Genomic DNA, 16,641 nt, shown 5'->3' on the forward strand with positions numbered 1-16,641 from the left:
TTCTCCGGGGTCATGAGGTCTTTTTCGGAGTCACGGGGTGTCGGGTGCTGTGCGGGACTTCTCGCGGTCGCGCAGTTCGCGGCGGAGGATCTTGCCGGACACGGCGCGCGGTACGGCGTCGATGAACTCGACCTGCCGGATCTTCTTGTACGGGGCGACGCGCTCGGTGACGTACCCCATGACGTCGTCCGCCGTGAGGTCGTCCGCCGTGAGGTCGACGGGGGCGACGGTCTGCCGGCGGACCAGGAAGGCCTTGGGGACCTCGTTGCCGTCGGCGTCGTACACGCCGATGACGGCGGCGTCGGCTATGGAGGGGTGGCCGAGCAGCAGCGCTTCGAGTTCTGCGGGGGCGACCTGGTAGCCCTTGTACTTGATGAGTTCCTTGACCCGGTCGACGACGAACAGCCAGCCGTCCCCGTCCACCCGGCCGATGTCCCCGGTGTGCAGCCAGCCGTCGGTGTCGATCATCGCGGCGGTGGCGTCGGGGCGGCCGAGGTAGCCCTTCATCACCTGCGGGCCGCGGATCAGGATCTCGCCGTCGGTGCCGGTTGCGGCGTCCTCGCCGGGGGCGTCGAGGGAGACGATGCGCATCTCGGTGTTCGGCAGCAGGGTGCCGACGGCCCCGGGCGGCGGGTTCTCGGCGGCCAGCGGGACGACGTGGGTGCCGGGCGACAGCTCCGTCATCCCGTAGGCCTGGCGCAGGGGCGGCAGGCCGAGCCGCTGCGAGCAGGCGGCGGCGAGTTCGGCGTCGAGCGGGGCGGCGGCGCTGACGATGTACTCGATGGAGGACAGGTCGTACCGGTCGACGACCGGGTGCTTCGCGAGGGCCAGCACGATCGGCGGGGCCACGTAGAGGCCGGTGACGCGGTGTGTCTCGATCGTGGTCAGGAACTGGGCGAGGTCGAAGCGGGGCAGGACGACGACGGTGGCGCCGGTCCGCAGCGGTGCGTTCATCAGGGCGGTGAGCCCGTAGATGTGGAAGAAGGGGAGCACGGCCAGGATGCGGGCGTCGGTGCCCATGGGGACGAAGGGGCTCAGCTGTTCCAGGTTGGTGGCCATGGAGCGGTGGGTGAGCATGACGCCCTTGGGGACGCCGGTGGTGCCGGAGGAGTACGGCAGCGCGGCGACGTCCTCCGCCGGGTCGATGGTGACCATCGGTTCGGGGGCGGTGGTGGTGAGCATGTCGAGGACGGAGGTGTGCCCTTCGGCCCGGTCGCAGACGAAGATCTCCTCAATGCCGCCGACGAGTTCGGCCGCGCGGCGGGCGGTGCTCAGGAGCGGGGAGACGGTGACGATCCAGCGCGCGGAGGAGTCGCGGAGCTGCCCGGCGAACTCCTCGGCCGTGGCGAGCGGGTGGACGGTGGTGACGGTGGCCCCGGCCCGGGTGGCGCCGAAGAAGACGGCCGGGTAGGCGATGGTGTTCGGGCTGTGCAGGGCGAGTACGTCGCCCTTGACGAGTCCGGCGGCGGCCAGCCCGGCGGCGATCTTCCGGTGGAAGGAGTCGAGCTGCCGGTAGGTGATCCGGCGGCTGTCGTCCGTGCCGTCGATCAGGGCGACCCTGTCCCCGAACTCCGCGGCGGCCTGGCCCAGCACCGCGTCGTGGATGGCCGTGTCGAGTGGCTGGACGTCGGGGTAGTCGCTCCGGAACACGTGCGCCATGACGGGAGTCCCTTCGGTGCGGATGGCGGGGCGGCCGCTGAGGTGAGCCGCCCCGTACGACGCGTGACGAGGTGACGTGCGACGCCGGGGCCGGGCCCGCCCCCGGGGAGGGGGTGCGGCGGGTCCCGTACGGCGTGGAGGGACAGAATGGCGGCTGTCAGTACGACTTGGGGAGACCCAGGGACTGATGGGATACGTAGTTCAGGATCATTTCCCGGCTGACCGGCGCGATCCGGGCCACCCGGGACGCGGTGATCAGCGAGCCGAGACCGTACTCGCGGGTGAGCCCGTTGCCACCGAGGGTGTGCACCGCCTGGTCGACCGCCTTGACGCACGCCTCGCCCGCCGCGTACTTCGCCATGTTCGCGGCCTCGCCCGCGCCGATGTCGTCGCCGTCGTCGTAGAGCCGGGCGGCCTTCTGCATCATCAGCCGGGCCAGTTCGAGTTCGATGTGGGCCTGGGCGAGGGGGTGCGCGATGGCCTGGTGGGCGCCGATGGGCTCCTTCCACACCTGGCGGGTCTTCGCGTACTCGACGGCGCGGCCGAGCGCGTAGCGGCCCATTCCGATGCCGAAGGCGGCGGTCATGATGCGTTCGGGGTTGAGTCCGGCGAACAGCTGGAGGAGGCCCGCGTCCTCGTCCCCCACCAGTGCGTCGGCCGGCAGCCGTACATCGTCGAGGACGAGTTCGAACTGCTTCTCCGGGGCCTGGAGTTCCATGTCGATCTGCGAGCGCTGGAAGCCGGGGGCCTCGCGCGGGACGATGAACAGGCAGGGCTTGAGCCTGCCGGACCTGGCATCCTCCGTGCGGCCGACGATGAGTGTGGCGTCGGCTATGTCGACGCCGGAGACGAAGACCTTGCGGCCGGTGAGCACCCACTCCTCGCCGTCGCGGCGGGCGGTGGTGGTGATCCGGTGCGAGTTGGAACCGGCGTCCGGCTCCGTGATGCCGAAGGCCATGGTGAGGCTGCCGTCCGCGAGGCCGGGCAGCCACTGGCGCTTCTGCGCCTCTGTGCCGAAGCGGGCGATGACGGTGCCGCAGATGGCCGGTGAGACGACCATCATCAGTAGCGGCGAACCCGCCGCCCCCAACTCCTCCAGCACGATGGAGAGTTCGGCCATTCCGCTGCCTCCGCCGCCGTACTCCTCGGGGAGGTTCACCCCGAGGTAGCCGAGCTTGGCGGCCTCCGCCCACAGCTCGCGGGGGTGGGCGCCGTCGCGGACGACGGAGGTCATGTAGTCGCGCCCGTAGCGCTTCCCGAGGGCGGCGACGGCTGCGCGCAGGGCCTGGTGCTCTTCGGTTTCGAGGACGGTGCTCATGCGGTCTCCTCAGCGGGTGCGGTTGCGTCTTCCGGGACGGGTGCGGACGCGTCTTCCGGGACGGGTGCGGACGCGTCCTCCGTTCCGGGTGCGGACGCGTCTTCCGTGACGACGGCGAGCAGGGCGCCGACCTCCACCTGGAGGCCGGGGGTGGCGTGGAGCGCGGTGAGGGTGCCGGTGGCGGGGGCGAGGATGCGGTGCTCCATCTTCATCGCCTCCAGCCAGATCAGCGGCTGCCCGGCCTCCACGGCGGCCCCGGCCGTCAGCCCCTCGGCCAGGCGGACGACGGTGCCGGGCATCGGGGCGAGCAGGGAGCCGGGTTCGGTGCGTTCTGCGGGGTCGGTGAAGCGGGGCAGGGCGGTGAAGGTGAACCCGCCGGACGCGGTGTCCACGTACACCCGGTCGCCCTCGACGTGGACGCCGAAGTGCCGGGTGACGCCGTCGATGTCGAGGGTGGCGCGGACGCGTCCGCCCTCGACGACGAGGACGCCCTCCGTGCCGACGGCCAGGCCGTCGCGGGTGGGGCGGTAGGTGATCTCGTACTCACGACCGTCCGGTTCGCTGCGGTAGCGCCGGATCTGGGGCTGCGAGGGGAGGTTGCGCCAGGCGCCGAAGCGCATGAACCCCCTGACATTGAGCGTGGCGTTGCGGGCCGCCTCGACGACGGCGGCGGCGGTCGCGGCCTGCCGTACGGACGTCTCGTCGAGCGCGGGCGTCAGGGCGGCCAGGTGGCGTTCGTAGAAGCCGGTGTCGAGGCGGGCCGCCACGAAGTCCGGGTGGCGCAGGGAGCGTACGAGCAGTTCGCGGTTGGTGACCGGGCCGTGCACGCGGGCGCGTTCCAGGGTGCGGGCGAGGAGGCGGACGGCTCCGGTCCGGGTGGGGGCGTGCGCGATGACCTTGGCGATCATCGGGTCGTAGTGCACGCCGATGGTGTCGCCGTTGGTGTACCCGGTGTCCAGGCGCACACCGGGCTCGTCCGGCACCTCGAACGAGAGCAGTGCTCCGGTCTGTGGCTGCCAGTCGCGCGCCGGGTCCTCCGCGTACAGCCGGGCCTCGACGGCGTGCCCGGCGGGCTGCGGGGGCTCGGCGGAGGGCAGCGGTTCGCCGTCCGCCGTCCGCAGCTGGAGGGCGACCAGATCGAGGCCGAACACGGCCTCCGTCACCGGGTGTTCGACCTGGAGGCGGGTGTTCATCTCCAGGAAGTACGGCCGCCCGTCCTCGGTGACCAGGAATTCGACGGTGCCCGCGCCCCGGTAGCCGACGGCGCGTGCGGCGGCCACGGCGGCGTCGTGCAGCCGCTCGCGCAGCGCCTCGTCCAGACCGGGTGCGGGGGCCTCCTCGATGACCTTCTGGTGGCGGCGCTGGAGCGAGCAGTCCCGGGTGCCGAGCGCCCAGACGCCGTCGTGCTCGTCGGCCATGATCTGGACCTCGACGTGCCGGCCGCGCTCCACGTACGGCTCCGCGAAGACCTCCCCGTCCCCGAAGGCGGACAACGCCTCCGCGGCGGCGGCGGTCAGCTCGCCTTCCAGGTCGGCCAGTTCGCGCACGATCCGCATGCCCCGGCCGCCGCCGCCGGAGGCCGCCTTGAGCAGCAGCGGCAGGTCCTCCGCGTGGGCGGCCGCCGGGTCTACGGGGGCGAGGAGCGGCACCCCGGCGGCGGCCATCAGCTCCTTGGCGCGGGTCTTGGACGCCATCAGCTCGATGGCCCTGACCGGCGGGCCGACCCAGACCAGCCCGGCGTCCAGCACGGCGGCGGCGAACCCGGCGCTCTCGGAGAGGAAGCCGTACCCGGGGTGGACGGCGTCCGCGCCCGCCGCGAGGGCGGCGGCCACGACGAGATCGCCGCGCAGATACGTATCGGAGGGGGCGGACCCCGGCAGCCGTACGGCGGTGTCGGCCTCCCGCACGTGCATCGCGCCGGCGTCCGCGTCGGAGTACACCGCGACGGTGGCGATGCCGAGCGCACGGCAGGTGCGGAAGATCCGGCAGGCGATCTCGCCCCGGTTGGCGACGAGGAGTGTGCTGATCATGCGTACCCTCACATCCGGAAGATGCCGAAGCCGCCGCGGGCGCCCTCGACCGGTGCGGTGTGGATGGCGGACAGACACATCCCGAGGACGGTCCTGGTGTCGCGCGGGTCGATGACCCCGTCGTCGTACAGCCGCCCGGACAGGAACATCGGCAGCGACTCGGACTCGATCTGCTGCTCGACCATGGCCCGCAGTCCGGCGTCCGCCTCGTCGTCGTACGGGCGCCCCTTTGCGGCGGCCGACGCGCGGGCGACGATGGAGAGCACCCCGGCCAGCTGCTGCGGGCCCATGACGGCGGACTTGCTGCTCGGCCAGGCGAACAGGAAGCGCGGGTCGTAGGCCCTGCCGCACATGCCGTAGTGCCCGGCGCCGTAGGAGGCGCCCATCAGGACGGACAGGTGCGGGACCTTCGAGTTGGACACCGCGTTGATCATCATCGCGCCGTGCTTGATGATGCCGCCCTGCTCGTACTCCTTGCCGACCATGTAGCCGGTGGTGTTGTGCAGGAAGAGGAGCGGAATGTCACGCTGGTTGGCGAGCTGGATGAACTGCGCCGCCTTCTGCGACTCCTCGCTGAACAGCACGCCCTGCGCGTTGGCGAGGATGCCGACGGGGTAGCCGTGCAGCCGGGCCCAGCCGGTGACCAGGCTGGTCCCGTAGAGCGGTTTGAACGCGTCGAAGTCCGAGCCGTCGACCAGCCGGGCGATGACCTCGCGCGGGTCGAAGGGCACCTTCAGGTCGCCGGGGACGATGCCGATCAGCTCGTCCTGGTCGTACTTGGGCGGCTCGGCCGGACCCGGATCAGCGTGCGCCTTGCGCCAGTTGAGGCGGGCGACGATCCGGCGGGCCTGACGCAGGGCGTCCTGCTCGTCGGCGGCGAAGTGGTCGGCGAGGCCGGAGGTGCGGGCGTGCATCTCGGCGCCGCCGAGCGATTCGTCGTCGCTCTCCTCACCGGTCGCCATCTTGACCAGCGGCGGGCCGCCGAGGAAGACCTTGGACCGCTCCTTGATCATCACGGCGTGGTCGGACATCCCGGGGACGTACGCCCCGCCCGCCGTGGAGTTCCCGAAGACGACCGCCACGGTCGGGATACCGGCGGCGGAGAGGCGGGTGAGGTCGCGGAAGAGCGCCCCGCCGGGGATGAAGATCTCCTTCTGGGAGGGGAGGTCGGCCCCGCCCGACTCCACCAGGCTGATGACGGGCAGCCGGTTGGCGAAGGCGATCTCGTTGGCGCGCAGGGCCTTCTTCAGCGTCCAGGGGTTGGAGGCGCCGCCGCGTACGGTCGGGTCGTTGGCGGTGATCAGGCACTCGACGCCCTCGACGACCCCGATCCCGGTGACGAGCGAGGCGCCGACCACGTAATCGCTGCCCCAGGCGGCCAGCGGCGACAGCTCCAGGAACGGGGTGTCCTGGTCCACGAGCAGTTCGATGCGCTCGCGGGCCAGCAGCTTGCCGCGCGAGCGGTGCCGCTCGACGTACTTCTCGCCGCCGCCCTCCAGCGCCTTGGCGTGCGCGGCGTCGAGGTCGGTGAGCTTGTCGAGCATCGCCGCCCGGTTCGCGGCGTATTCGGGGCTCGCGGTGTCGAGCCCGGTGGGCAGGACGGTCATGCGTGCACCTCCGGTGCGCTGTCCAGCAGAGCTGCGGGTATCTCCAGGTGGCGGGAGCGGAGCCACTCCCCCAGCGCTTTGGCCTGCGGGTCGAAGCGGTGCTGGGCGGCGACGCCCTCACCGAGCAGCCCGTGGACGGTGAAGTTCAGGGCGCGCAGGTTCGGCAGGACATGGCGTACGACGGTGAGCGGTGCGGTCTCCGGGAGGAGTTCCCGGAAGCGCTCGACGGTCAGCTCGTGGGCCAGCCACCGCCATGCCGCGTCGCTCCGTACCCACACCCCCACGTTCGCGTCCCCGCCCTTGTCCCCGCTGCGGGCGCCCGCGACGCGGCCGAGGGGTGCGCTGCGGGTGGGGCTCACGTCCAACGGCGTTGGCAGCGGCGGCCGTTCGACATCCGCAAGCTCCCGGGTCAGGGCAGCCGGCTCCTGCGCCTCTCGCCTTCCGTCCGGCAGCACGGCGAGGTGGGTGACGTCCCGCGCCGGTACGTACCGGGCCTCGAACACCCCGTAGGGCGCGCCCTTTCCGGGCGGGGCGGTGACGTGGAAGCCGGGGTAGCTGCCGAGGGCCAGCTCGATCGCGGCGCCGGACAGGGCCCGCCCGACCGCGTCCGGGTCCTGGTCGCGGACGACGAGCCGGAGCAGGGCGCTCGCCGTCTCCTCGGTCGCGGCGTCGGCCCGGTCGGTACGGGCCGGCTCCCACCGCACCTCGGCCGGCTGCCGTCCGGCGCGCGCGAACGCGTCCGCGATCTGGTCCCTCACTAGGCGCTCCTTGGCCTCGATGTCGAGACCGGTGAGGACGAAGACGACCTCGTTGCGCCAGCCGCCGAGCCGGGTGAGCCCGGCCTTGAGCGTGGACGGCGGGGCCTCCCCCCGCACACCGGAGATCCTTACCCGGTCGGGGCCGTCGGGGGCCAGCCGTACGGTGTCGAGCCGGGCGGTGACGTCGGGTCCCGCGTACCGGGCGCCGCCGGTCTCGTACAGGAGTTGGGCGGTGACGGTCCCGAGGTCGACGACGCCGCCGGTGCCGTCGTGCTTGGTGATGACGGACGTGCCGTCCGGGTGGATCTCCGCGACGGGGAAACCGGGGCGGCGGATGTCGTGGTCGCGGAAGAAGGAGTAGTTCCCGCCGGTCGCCTGCGTACCGCACTCCAGCACGTGCCCGGCGACGACGGCTCCGGCGAGCGCGTCGTGGTCCTCGGGCCCCCAGCCGAAGTGGGCGGCGGCGGGGCCGGTGACGAGGGCCGCGTCGGTGACCCGCCCGGTGACGACGACATCGGCACCGGCCCGCAGACAGGCGGCGATGCCCGCGCCGCCCAGGTAGGCGTTGGCCGTGAGATACCCGTCCGGCACCGGCAGGCTGTCGCCCTCGACATGGGCGACGCGCACCGGCACGCCCACCTTGTCGGCCAACTCGCGGATGACGTCCGCCAGTCCGGCCGGGTTGAGGCCGCCCGCGTTGGCGACGATCTTCACCCCGCGCTCGTGGGCGAGCCCGAGACCCTCCTCCAACTGGCGCAGGAAGGTGGTGGCGTAGCCGCGCGAAGGATCCTTGAGGCGGCTGCGGCCGAGGATGAGCATGGTCAGCTCGGCCAGGTAGTCGCCGGTCAGGATGGAGAGAGGGCCGCCGGTGAGCATCTCGCGCACGGCGTCGAAGCGGTCGCCGTAGAACCCGGAGGCGTTGCCTATCCGGAGGGGCGCGGGCGTCGGAGGCGAAGACGTCGGGGGCGGTGTCATCGGTCCGTCTTCCGGGGGCGCCCGGGGCCGGCGGGACCGGCGAAGGCCTGCGCGATGTTCAGCCAGGTGTCGGCGTCGGGCCCCTCGGCCCGTACGGCGAGGTCGTCGCGGTGGGCGCGCTGGGTGACGAGCAGGCAGAAGTCGTGCAGCGGCCCGGTGACCCGCTGGTCGGCGCCCTCGGGCCCGTACGCGATCAACTCACCGTCCGGCCCCTCCAGTTCCACCCGGAACTCCTCGCCGGGCGCCGGGATCTCCCGTACCAGGAAGGCGTAGTCCCGCGCCCGTACCCCGATCCGCGCGACGTGCCGCAGCCGGGCGGTGGGGGTGCGGGTGACTCCGAGCGCGTCGGCCACGTCCTGGCCGTGCGCCCAGGTCTCCATGAGGCGGCCGGTCGCCATGGAGGCGACGCTCATCGGCGGCCCGTACCAGGGGAAACGGGTCCCGGCGGGGGCCGAGCGCAGGGCCTCCTGGAGCCGCTGCCGCCCGTCACGCCAGTGGGTGAGCAGGGCGGGCGGTGCGTACGCCGCCACCACCTCGGCAGCGGCCTCGTCGACGAAGCCCGCCGGATCCCGCATCGCCTTCGCGACCTCCTCCCCGAACTGCTCCGGTTCGGTGACGGAGAGCAGCGCCACCTCGTCGGTCCAGCTCAGATGGGCCACCTGGTGGGCGACGGTCCACCCGGCGGCGGGCGTCGCGCCCGCCCACTGCGGGGCGCTCAACCCGGCTACCAGCAGGTCGAGTTCCTCGCTCTCGCTGCGCAGATCGTCGAGCACGGCTGAGGCATCGGACACGGTGCACTCCCTCGGGGCGTGGCGGTGTGCCCCGGAGCCTGCCAGCGGGACGGAAAACAATCAAGCGTGCTTGCATTGTTTTTCCGGCATTGTTTCTCCGGCACTGTTCCGCTCCGATCTCCACCTCTCGTTCCACCCATGGGTCCAGGTGCGAGAGACCGTGCGACAGCAGTCTTGAGGGCATGACAACCACCGACTGGATCACCGACATCGCCCTCGTACTGGTCGTCTTCCGGCAGCTGCGGGAAGGCCGACTGGACCTGAAGACCTTCCTGATCCCGCTGGGGATCGTGGCCTTCGTGGCGCACTCGTACCTCCACAGCGTGCCCACCGGGGGCAACGACCTGGTGCTGATCGGCGCGCTGATGGCCATCGGCGCGGCGCTCGGCATCGCGGGCGGCGTCTACACCCGCATCCGGGCCGCGGGCGGACACCTGCTGATCAAGGCCGGCGTGGCCTCCGCGGTCCTGTGGGTGCTGGGCATGGGCGCCCGCATGGGCTTCCAGATCTGGGTCTCGCACGGCGGGGGCGCGGACAACGTGGCGCGGTTCAGCATCGCCCACCACATCACCACGGATCAGGCCTGGGTCGCCGCCTTCGTCCTGATGGCGCTCACCGAGGTCGTCACCCGGCTCGCGACGATCTACATCCGGAGCCGGCTCGTCGCCCGGCCCGAGGACCGCGCTGCGGCGACGCGGCCCGCGCCCGCTCTCGACCGTACGGCCTGACCGTGAGCTATGGTCACGCCGTGCCCGAAGCACAGAGCACCCCCGACGCACAGAACGCCCCCGACGCACAGAGCACCCCCGACGCACAGAACGCCCCCGAAGAGCGACACGTGCCCACAGCGCAGGACGCCCCCGCAACGGGGGCGTCCTCGCGCCGGGAGCCCGGCCCCCGCCCCCTTCCGGGTCAGGACCCCCGTGTCCAGTGGGTCCTGACGCTGTCCGTCATCGGCGCCGCCTTCGCGACGGTCCGCCCGCTCGGCCTCGACGGCCGGGGCCTCGCGGTCGCCGCGCTCCTCGTGGTCAACTCCCTCGCGCTGGCGGCACGTCTCCTGCCCGAGGCGAAGGTTCCGCGCCGCGCGGCCCTGGTCTGGCTGACCCTCGGCATCGTCGCGGCGGCCGCCCTGATCGGCGTCAGCCGCAGCGGTTCGAGCTATCTCTTCGCGTACTTCCTCGTGGGCCATGCCGGATTCCGGCTGCCGGCCAGGCAGGCCGTCACCCTCGCGGCGCTCTCCGGCGTGCTGTGCGGTGGCGTCCTGTACTTCCACCTCGGCCCCGGCCACCACCTGCTGCCCTGGGTCCTCGGCCTGACCACCGGCACCCCGGTCGTGATGGGCATCGTGAACCGCGGCCGCCGGCGTGCCATCCGGGCGGCGATCGATGCCGCCGAGTCCGCCGAGCGGGCCGCCCGTGCCGAGGCCAAGGCGGCCGTGCTGACCGAGCGCGGCCGGATCGCCCGCGACGTGCACGACGTCCTCGCCCACTCGCTGGCCGGCATCAACATGCAGCTGGAACTGGCGGACGCGCTGATCGAGACCGGCGACCTGGAGAAGGTCCGTGCGGCCAACCAGAAGGCGCACAGCCTGGTCAAGAAGAGCCTGGAACAGGCCCAGTGGACCGTGCACGCACTCCGCGAGGACGCCCTGCCGCTGGTCGGGAGCCTGACCGCGCTGATCGACTCCTCCGGCCACCGCGACGCCCTCACCGTCAACGGGACCGTCCGTGAGGTGCCGTCCCGGGTGACCCAGAACCTGCTGCGGATCGCCCAGGAGTCGCTGACCAACGCCGCGCGGCACGCACCCGGCGGCGAGGTCCGTGTGGAGCTGACGTTCGACGCTGCGTCGACGAGACTGATGGTCCGCAACAGCCGGGCGACCCGTGCGGTGCGCGCGGGCGTCGGCAGCGGGATGGGACTGATCGGCATGCGGGAGAGGGTCGCCCTGCTGGGCGGGACGATCACCGCGGGCCCGGTCACCGAGGGACCGGCCGAGGGCGGCTGGCAGGTGGAGGCAGTGATCCCGGAATGAGCGAATCGACACGGAACACCCAGCGGTTGCGGGTGGTCGTCGCCGACGACCAGGCCGCCGTGCGCGAGCCATTGGCCGCCGTTCTCGGCCTGGCCGATGACATCGACGTCGTCGCGGCCGCCGCCGACGGTACCGAGGTGCTCGCCGCGGTCGCCGCAGGACCGGTGGACGTGGTCCTCATGGACCTGCGGATGCCCGTCATGGACGGCACCGAGACGACCCGGCGGCTCACGGAGGAGTACCCGGACGTGGCCGTCGTCGTCCTGACCACCTTCGCCGACGACGACTCCATCCTGGCCGCGCTGAGCGCGGGGGCCCGCGGCTACCTCACCAAGAACGCGGGTCGCCAGGACATCACCCGCGCGATCCGCGCGGCCGCGGCGGGGCAGTCCGTGCTCGACCGCGAGGTCCAGGACCGCCTCCTCGCCACCGTCCGCACCAAACCCCCGGCGCCGGGGCGGACGCTGCCCGCCGACATCACGCCCCGCGAACGCGAGGTCCTCACTCTCATCGGCCAGGGCCTGCCGAACCGGGCCATCGCGGAGAAGCTCTTCATCAGCGAGGCCACGGTGAAGACGCACATCAACAACCTCTTCGCCAAGGCGGACATCAAGGACCGCGCCGACGCGGTACGCCGCGCGATCGGAGCGGGCCTGGCCTGACGGGGCTGGCGTGACGGTCTCACCCGTCCCGGTCCGTCCCGTTCCGTCCCGGCCTGACCTGACCTGGTGAAGCCGGGTGTTCAGCTCGCCGGTGTGGCGGCCATGCCCTCGATCTCCTTGAGCACGAGGTCGGGACGGTCCTTCGGGACGTCGTGGGAGCTGCCCTCGGCGGTGACGAGCGTCCGGCCGGGCCCGCTCTTGGCGAAGAGGGTGGCGGCGTCGCGCCAGCGCTGGGCGTCCACCGGGGACGCTTCGAGCGGGGTCTTCTCCGAGACGATGTACGCGGCCGGCACCGCGTCCGGCCAGACGACCTTGTGGAAGGCCCGGTGCACCGGGACGTAGCTCTCCGCAGTGGACAGGAGCTGGCGGTTCTTCGGGTCGTCGGGGTCCTTCTTCGCGGCGGCGACCTGGGGCGCGCTCGCCGCCGCGAGACGGGCGATCTCCTCGTCGGTGAAGAGCTGGGGCAGATTGGCGTCGACCAGTACGGCGCCGGAGAGCATCTTCGGGTTCTCCTTCGCGAAGTAGTGCGCGATCTCCCCGGCCTGGGAGTGGGACACGAGGGTCACGTTCCGGGTGATGCCCAGCTGCTGGAGCCCCGACTTGAGGTCACTGACCGCGCTCTCGGCCTTCCACGGTCCGGGCACCACCTCGCTCTTGCCGAGACCGGGCCGGTCGTACGTGATGACGGTGGCGCCGGTGTCCGCGTGGAGCCTGGGGACGAGGTCGTTCCAGTAGGAGGAGTCCTCGCCGCCGCCCGAGTCCAGGACGATCGTGCGGCCGTTGCCCTGTGTGACGTGGAAGGCCACGCGGTGACCGTCGTTGGTGATCATGCGCAGCTTCGACGCGCCCGCCGCGGCTGCCGGAGAGGCAGCCGGGTGCGAAGCGCCGGGCCGGGAGGCGGCGGCCGGGTGCGAGGCGGAGGTCTTGGGGGCGGGGTCGCTGTCCCCACAGGCCGTGACGGCCCCGGCGGTCAGGGTCAGCAGGGCGAGAGCCGACAGAGCGCGGTACGTGGACCGGTGCTTCGGGGAAAGGCGCGACATGGCTGGTCCTTCGGGGACTTGAGGTGCGGGCTGCTTGTGGGCCCAATAATTCGGAAATGCGGCCGCCCGAAGAATCCGTCTGGCACGCCTGTCGGCGGTGGCACTGAAGCCAGTGAGCGGGCGGGGGTTATCCCCCGAGGACGATCACGGGAGGCGCCGTCCGGCAGCTCCCCGTGCCCCGTGCGGGCCGCACGGGACACGGACCGTGAGGCGGCGCCGAATATCGTGGCACCGCTGGTCAGTCGGGTGGTTCAGGCAGGTCTGCCGACCGGGCCGCCGACGAGGACGGACCAGCCGCCATCGACCCGCAGCGTCGTACCGGTGGCCACGGCGAGTACGGGGTCGGCGGCCAGTGCCACCGCGGCGGCGACGTCGTCCGGCTCCAGCATCCGGCCCAGCACGGACTCGCGGGCGAGGAGGGCGACGCGCTCGCCGGTCAGGACTTCGGCGACGGCGGGCGTCCTGACTGCCCCGGGGGCAACGACGAGCACGCTGACGCCGTCGCGTGCGCTCTCCGCGGCGACGTGGCGGGCGAAGGTGGCCAGCGCGGATTTCGCGGTGCCGTGCGCGAGCCGTCCTTCGCCGACGTAGTCCGCGGCAGTGCTGCCGATGTAGATGATCCGGCCCGCGCCCTGCGCCCTCATCGGCACGAGGACGCGCTTGGTGATGTGGAAGGCACCGGCCAGCTCGCCGGTGACCTTGGCCGCGAAGTCCGCCCAGGACAGGTCCGTCAGCGCGGCGAAGGGCGGCGGAGCGGTGTTGGCGGCCGCGACGACGGTGTCGATCCGCCCGTGGGTGGCGAGAATCCCGGTCACGAGTTCGTCGACGGCGGCCGGGTCGGTGACGTCGGCACAGGCGCTCGACGCGCTGCCGCCGGTGGACTCGATGGCACGCACGAGCTCGGCCGCTTCGGCCTCACCGGTGCGGTAGTTGACGATCACGTGGTGGCCGCGCGTCGCGAGTTGCCGGGCGATGGCCGCCCCCAGGCCACGGGTGGCGCCGATGACGAGCGTGGTCGGTTTCATGCTTCCTCCTCAGGGCGTGAGCAGGTCGCTAACCTAGGGAGAGCGCGGATGCGGCGGAAGGCGCTCACCATGTGGTGCGGTGCTCACCCGACGGTGAGCGCGCAGTCCAGGAGCCCGGGAGAGACGTGATGGGTGACGTGTTCCACAAGGACTGCCCGGCGCGCGAGGTGTTGGGGCACCTCGCCGGCCGATGGACGATGCTGATCCTCACGGCACTGCTGGCCGAGCCGCTCCGCTATCACGAACTCCGCACGGTGGTCTCGGGCATCAGCGACAAGAGCCTCGCGGCCAGGCTCCGCTCACTCCAGCAGGACGGGCTGGTGCACCGCCGCGTCGGCACGGGACAGCCGCCGTCCGTGACGTATTCGGTCACAGAGCTGGGCCGTGGCGCGGCGGCGGCGCTGGAGCCGCTGCTGCGCTGGATCCGTGCCAACGCGGCGGACATCACGGCCCGCCGCGAGCCGTGACCTAGGGCCTCCCGTTCACGCCCTGGCGGAGCGAGCGCTCAGGACTCCCGGGCGGGAGGCCGCCCGCCGCCCGGCTTCCGCCGGCCCCCCACCTGGCTGCGCACCGCGCCCATGCTCGCGCCGATGACCAGGGCGATGGCCAGGGCGTCCGTGGTGGAGAGCGCCTGGTCGAGGATGAGGAAGCCGGCCGTGGCCGCGATGGCGGGTTCCAGGCTCATCAGGATCGCGAAGGTGGGGGCGGGCAGTCTGCGCAGCGCCATGAGTTCGAGGGTGTACGGGAGGACGGAGCTGAGCACCGCGACGGCCGCGCCCAGCCCCAGCGTGCTGGGTACCAGGAGCTTCGAGCCGGACTCCATGATGCCGAGCGGGAGCGAGAGCAGGGCGGCCACCACCATGGCCATGGCCAGTCCGTCGGCCTGCGGGAAGCGGCGGCCGGTGCGGGCGCTGAAGATGATGTACGTCGCCCACATCGCCCCCGCGCCGAGTGCGTACGCGGCGCCCACCGGATCGAGCCGGTCGAAGCCGCCGCCGCTGAGCAGCAGGACCCCGCCCAGGGCGAGGGCCGCCCAGACCACGTTGACCAGGCGGCGCGAGGCGATGACCGAGAGGGCGAGCGGGCCCAGCACCTCCAGGGTGACGGCCGCGCCGAGCGGGATGCGGTCGGCGGCCTGGTAGAAGAGCGTGTTCATGGCGCCCATCGCGACGCCGAAGGCGAGCACCGTGCCCCAGTCGGCGCGCGAGTGGCCGCGCAGCTTGGGGCGGCACACGACGAGCAGGACGAGCGCGGCGGCCGCGAGGCGCAGTGTGACGACTCCGAGGGCGCCGGCCTTCGGCATCAGCAGGACCGCGACCGCCGCGCCGAACTGCACGGAGAGGCCGCCCGCGACCACCAGCGCGACCGGGGCGAGCGCGGCTCCGCGCCCTCCGGCGGGGGCCGGAGCGCCCGGCTCACCGAGGGCGGCGACCGCCTCCGGTACGGCGACTGCGGCGGTGGCCGGTTCTGCGGCGGTGCCCTGGTCGTTCACCTGTGGCCTGACTTCCCTAGTTCACGAGTACATCGAAAAGTGCAATATGCTGCACCATCCAATTGAAGATACTGCACTCGCTCCGCGCAGCACATCCCCTTACCGTAGGCACCTCAGCGTGGCGCGTGAAATGCCGACTGGGCTCCCGTTATGCTCCCGGCGCATGAGTACAGGACAGGGTGTGGGCCGGAGCGCCGGACGCGGGGTCGAGCTCCGTCATCTGCGGGCGTTCCTCGCGGTGGCCGACGAGTCCAGCGTCACCCGCGCCGCCGCCCGGCTCCGGCTCACCCAGCCCGCCGTCTCCCGCACCCTGGCCGCCCTGGAACGCCACCTCGGCATCCGGCTCGTCGACCGCTCCACCCACCACCTGGCCCTCACCCCCGAAGGTGTCGTCTTCCGCGACAAGGCCGCCGCCGCCGTGGCCGCGTTCGACGAGGCCATCGACCCCGGCGGGCTGCGGAGGTGGCCGCTGCGGCTCGGGCACGCCTGGTCCGCGTTCGGCCGGTACACCACACCGTTGCTCCGCAGCTGGCAGGAGCGGTATCCGCAGACCCCGCTCGAACTCCTGCGGATCGACGACCGCACCGCCGGGCTGACCCGCGGCGAGGTCGATGCCGCACTGCTGCGCGGCCCGGTCGAGGCGCCCGGCCTCCTCACCGAGGTGCTGTTCGACGAGGAACGGGTCGCCGCCGTGGCGGCCGACGGCCCACTGGCCGCCCGCCCCGCGCTCCGGCTCGCAGACCTGGCGACCGGCACCGTCGTCCTGAACACCGTCTCCGGCACCACCACCCCCGACCTGTGGCCGCCGGGCGCGCGCCCCGCCGCCACCCTCACGGTCGCCAACACCGACGACTGGCTGACCGCCATCGCGGCCGGCCGGGGCGCCGGGGTCTCCACCGCCTCGACCGCCGCGATGCACCCGCACGCCGGGGTCGCCTACCGCCCGCTCACCGACGCGCCGCCCGTCCCGGTGCTGCTCGCCCGCCGCGATGCGCCGGGCCACCCGGCGCTGGGCGATCTCGCGGCGCTGGCCCGGGAGATCGTGGCGCGGGGCGGGACACCGGCCAGTGAGGGCATGCCGGACCTGGTGCCCGAACTGGCACCGGATCTGCCGAGCCTCTCCGATCTCCTGCTGTCGGAGCGCGATGAGGAGCGTCGGCGTTGATATACCTCGACTCCTGCGCCTCTGAAGTTCATCAAGCCCGAACCCGATTCCCAGGCTCTGCGAGCCTGGCATACGACAGTGAACCGG

At 72.5% G+C, this 16,641-nt stretch carries 14 protein-coding genes; 5 read left to right on the forward strand and 9 right to left on the reverse strand.

Annotated features, from left to right (window positions below; genetic code table 11):
- Window positions 1–30 precede the first annotated feature (30 nt).
- The 6 genes from ACZ601_RS25445 to ACZ601_RS25470 all read right to left on the reverse strand — a co-directional run bounded on the left by ACZ601_RS25445 (window position 31) and on the right by ACZ601_RS25470 (window position 9,138).
- On the reverse strand, window positions 31–1,659 hold the full coding sequence (locus ACZ601_RS25445; protein WP_469541865.1) for a 4-coumarate--CoA ligase family protein: 1,629 nt from the start codon (window positions 1,657–1,659) through the stop codon (window positions 31–33).
- Between the two features lie 157 nt (window positions 1,660–1,816).
- A complete protein-coding gene (locus tag ACZ601_RS25450) occupies window positions 1,817–2,977 on the reverse strand; it encodes an acyl-CoA dehydrogenase family protein (RefSeq protein WP_469541868.1) in 1,161 nt (386 codons plus the stop codon).
- On the reverse strand, window positions 2,974–5,007 hold the full coding sequence (locus tag ACZ601_RS25455; protein WP_469541870.1) for an acetyl/propionyl/methylcrotonyl-CoA carboxylase subunit alpha: 2,034 nt from the start codon (window positions 5,005–5,007) through the stop codon (window positions 2,974–2,976). The genes ACZ601_RS25450 and ACZ601_RS25455 overlap by 4 nt, the downstream gene beginning before the upstream one ends.
- An 8-nt stretch (window positions 5,008–5,015) precedes the next feature.
- Window positions 5,016–6,614 carry an acyl-CoA carboxylase subunit beta gene (locus ACZ601_RS25460; RefSeq protein WP_469541872.1) on the reverse strand — a complete coding sequence of 533 codons (1,599 nt, stop codon included), beginning with the start codon at window positions 6,612–6,614 and terminating at the stop codon, window positions 5,016–5,018.
- Window positions 6,611–8,347, reverse strand: a complete 1,737-nt coding sequence (locus ACZ601_RS25465) for an acyclic terpene utilization AtuA family protein (protein WP_469541874.1) — start codon at window positions 8,345–8,347, stop codon at window positions 6,611–6,613. The genes ACZ601_RS25460 and ACZ601_RS25465 overlap by 4 nt, the downstream gene beginning before the upstream one ends.
- Complete coding sequence (locus tag ACZ601_RS25470; protein WP_469541877.1) at window positions 8,344–9,138, reverse strand: TIGR03084 family metal-binding protein; 795 nt, start codon at window positions 9,136–9,138, stop codon at window positions 8,344–8,346. The genes ACZ601_RS25465 and ACZ601_RS25470 overlap by 4 nt, the downstream gene beginning before the upstream one ends.
- A gap of 182 nt (window positions 9,139–9,320) precedes the next feature.
- Here ACZ601_RS25470 and ACZ601_RS25475 point away from each other — a divergent pair, with 182 nt between their 5' ends.
- The 3 genes from ACZ601_RS25475 to ACZ601_RS25485 all read left to right on the forward strand — a co-directional run bounded on the left by ACZ601_RS25475 (window position 9,321) and on the right by ACZ601_RS25485 (window position 11,832).
- Window positions 9,321–9,866 carry a hypothetical protein gene (locus tag ACZ601_RS25475; RefSeq protein ID WP_469541878.1) on the forward strand — a complete coding sequence of 182 codons (546 nt, stop codon included), beginning with the start codon at window positions 9,321–9,323 and terminating at the stop codon, window positions 9,864–9,866.
- A gap of 110 nt (window positions 9,867–9,976) precedes the next feature.
- Window positions 9,977–11,170, forward strand: coding sequence for a sensor histidine kinase (locus ACZ601_RS25480; protein WP_469542224.1), 1,194 nt, complete (start codon window positions 9,977–9,979; stop codon window positions 11,168–11,170).
- Complete coding sequence (locus ACZ601_RS25485; RefSeq protein ID WP_469541881.1) at window positions 11,167–11,832, forward strand: response regulator; 666 nt, start codon at window positions 11,167–11,169, stop codon at window positions 11,830–11,832. Before ACZ601_RS25480 ends, ACZ601_RS25485 begins: the two co-directional genes overlap by 4 nt.
- 80 nt (window positions 11,833–11,912) lie before the next feature.
- On the opposite strand, the gene ACZ601_RS25490 is transcribed toward ACZ601_RS25485, so the two are convergent.
- Window positions 11,913–12,872 (reverse strand): alpha/beta fold hydrolase, encoded by a 960-nt coding sequence (locus ACZ601_RS25490; RefSeq protein WP_469541884.1) that lies wholly within the window; start codon window positions 12,870–12,872, stop codon window positions 11,913–11,915.
- 251 nt (window positions 12,873–13,123) lie between these two features.
- Entirely contained in the window at window positions 13,124–13,897 is a 774-nt protein-coding gene (locus ACZ601_RS25495; protein ID WP_440577179.1) for an SDR family oxidoreductase, read from the reverse strand.
- A 128-nt stretch (window positions 13,898–14,025) separates the two neighbouring features.
- Here ACZ601_RS25495 and ACZ601_RS25500 point away from each other — a divergent pair, with 128 nt between their 5' ends.
- Window positions 14,026–14,364, forward strand: a complete 339-nt coding sequence (locus ACZ601_RS25500; protein WP_469541887.1) for a winged helix-turn-helix transcriptional regulator — start codon at window positions 14,026–14,028, stop codon at window positions 14,362–14,364.
- 38 nt (window positions 14,365–14,402) lie between these two features.
- Here the strand turns inward: ACZ601_RS25500 and ACZ601_RS25505 are convergent, their stop codons facing one another.
- Window positions 14,403–15,389, reverse strand: a complete 987-nt coding sequence (locus ACZ601_RS25505) for an EamA family transporter (protein WP_469541889.1) — start codon at window positions 15,387–15,389, stop codon at window positions 14,403–14,405.
- Window positions 15,390–15,552: 163 nt separating this feature from the next.
- On the opposite strand from ACZ601_RS25505, the gene ACZ601_RS25510 reads away from it, so the two are divergent.
- Window positions 15,553–16,554: a LysR family transcriptional regulator gene (locus tag ACZ601_RS25510; RefSeq protein ID WP_469541892.1), complete on the forward strand. Its 1,002-nt coding sequence runs from the start codon at window positions 15,553–15,555 to the stop codon at window positions 16,552–16,554.
- The last annotated feature ends 87 nt before the right edge of the window (window positions 16,555–16,641 follow it).

The organism is Streptomyces sp. NPDC104307, assembly GCF_055584045.1.

What these genes read in the sequence shown, in the direction of transcription:
- ACZ601_RS25445 (WP_469541865.1), bottom strand. Translation starts at nt 1,659, where the DNA reads ATGGCGCACGTGTTCCGGAGCGACTACCCCGACGTCCAGCCACTCGAC.
- ACZ601_RS25450 (WP_469541868.1), bottom strand. Translation starts at nt 2,977, where the DNA reads ATGAGCACCGTCCTCGAAACCGAAGAGCACCAGGCCCTGCGCGCAGCC.
- ACZ601_RS25455 (WP_469541870.1), bottom strand. Translation starts at nt 5,007, where the DNA reads ATGATCAGCACACTCCTCGTCGCCAACCGGGGCGAGATCGCCTGCCGG.
- ACZ601_RS25460 (WP_469541872.1), bottom strand. Translation starts at nt 6,614, where the DNA reads ATGACCGTCCTGCCCACCGGGCTCGACACCGCGAGCCCCGAATACGCC.
- ACZ601_RS25465 (WP_469541874.1), bottom strand. Translation starts at nt 8,347, where the DNA reads ATGACACCGCCCCCGACGTCTTCGCCTCCGACGCCCGCGCCCCTCCGG.
- ACZ601_RS25475 (WP_469541878.1), top strand. Translation starts at nt 9,321, where the DNA reads ATGACAACCACCGACTGGATCACCGACATCGCCCTCGTACTGGTCGTC.
- ACZ601_RS25485 (WP_469541881.1), top strand. Translation starts at nt 11,167, where the DNA reads ATGAGCGAATCGACACGGAACACCCAGCGGTTGCGGGTGGTCGTCGCC.
- ACZ601_RS25490 (WP_469541884.1), bottom strand. Translation starts at nt 12,872, where the DNA reads ATGTCGCGCCTTTCCCCGAAGCACCGGTCCACGTACCGCGCTCTGTCG.
- ACZ601_RS25495 (WP_440577179.1), bottom strand. Translation starts at nt 13,897, where the DNA reads ATGAAACCGACCACGCTCGTCATCGGCGCCACCCGTGGCCTGGGGGCG.
- ACZ601_RS25500 (WP_469541887.1), top strand. Translation starts at nt 14,026, where the DNA reads ATGGGTGACGTGTTCCACAAGGACTGCCCGGCGCGCGAGGTGTTGGGG.
- ACZ601_RS25510 (WP_469541892.1), top strand. Translation starts at nt 15,553, where the DNA reads ATGAGTACAGGACAGGGTGTGGGCCGGAGCGCCGGACGCGGGGTCGAG.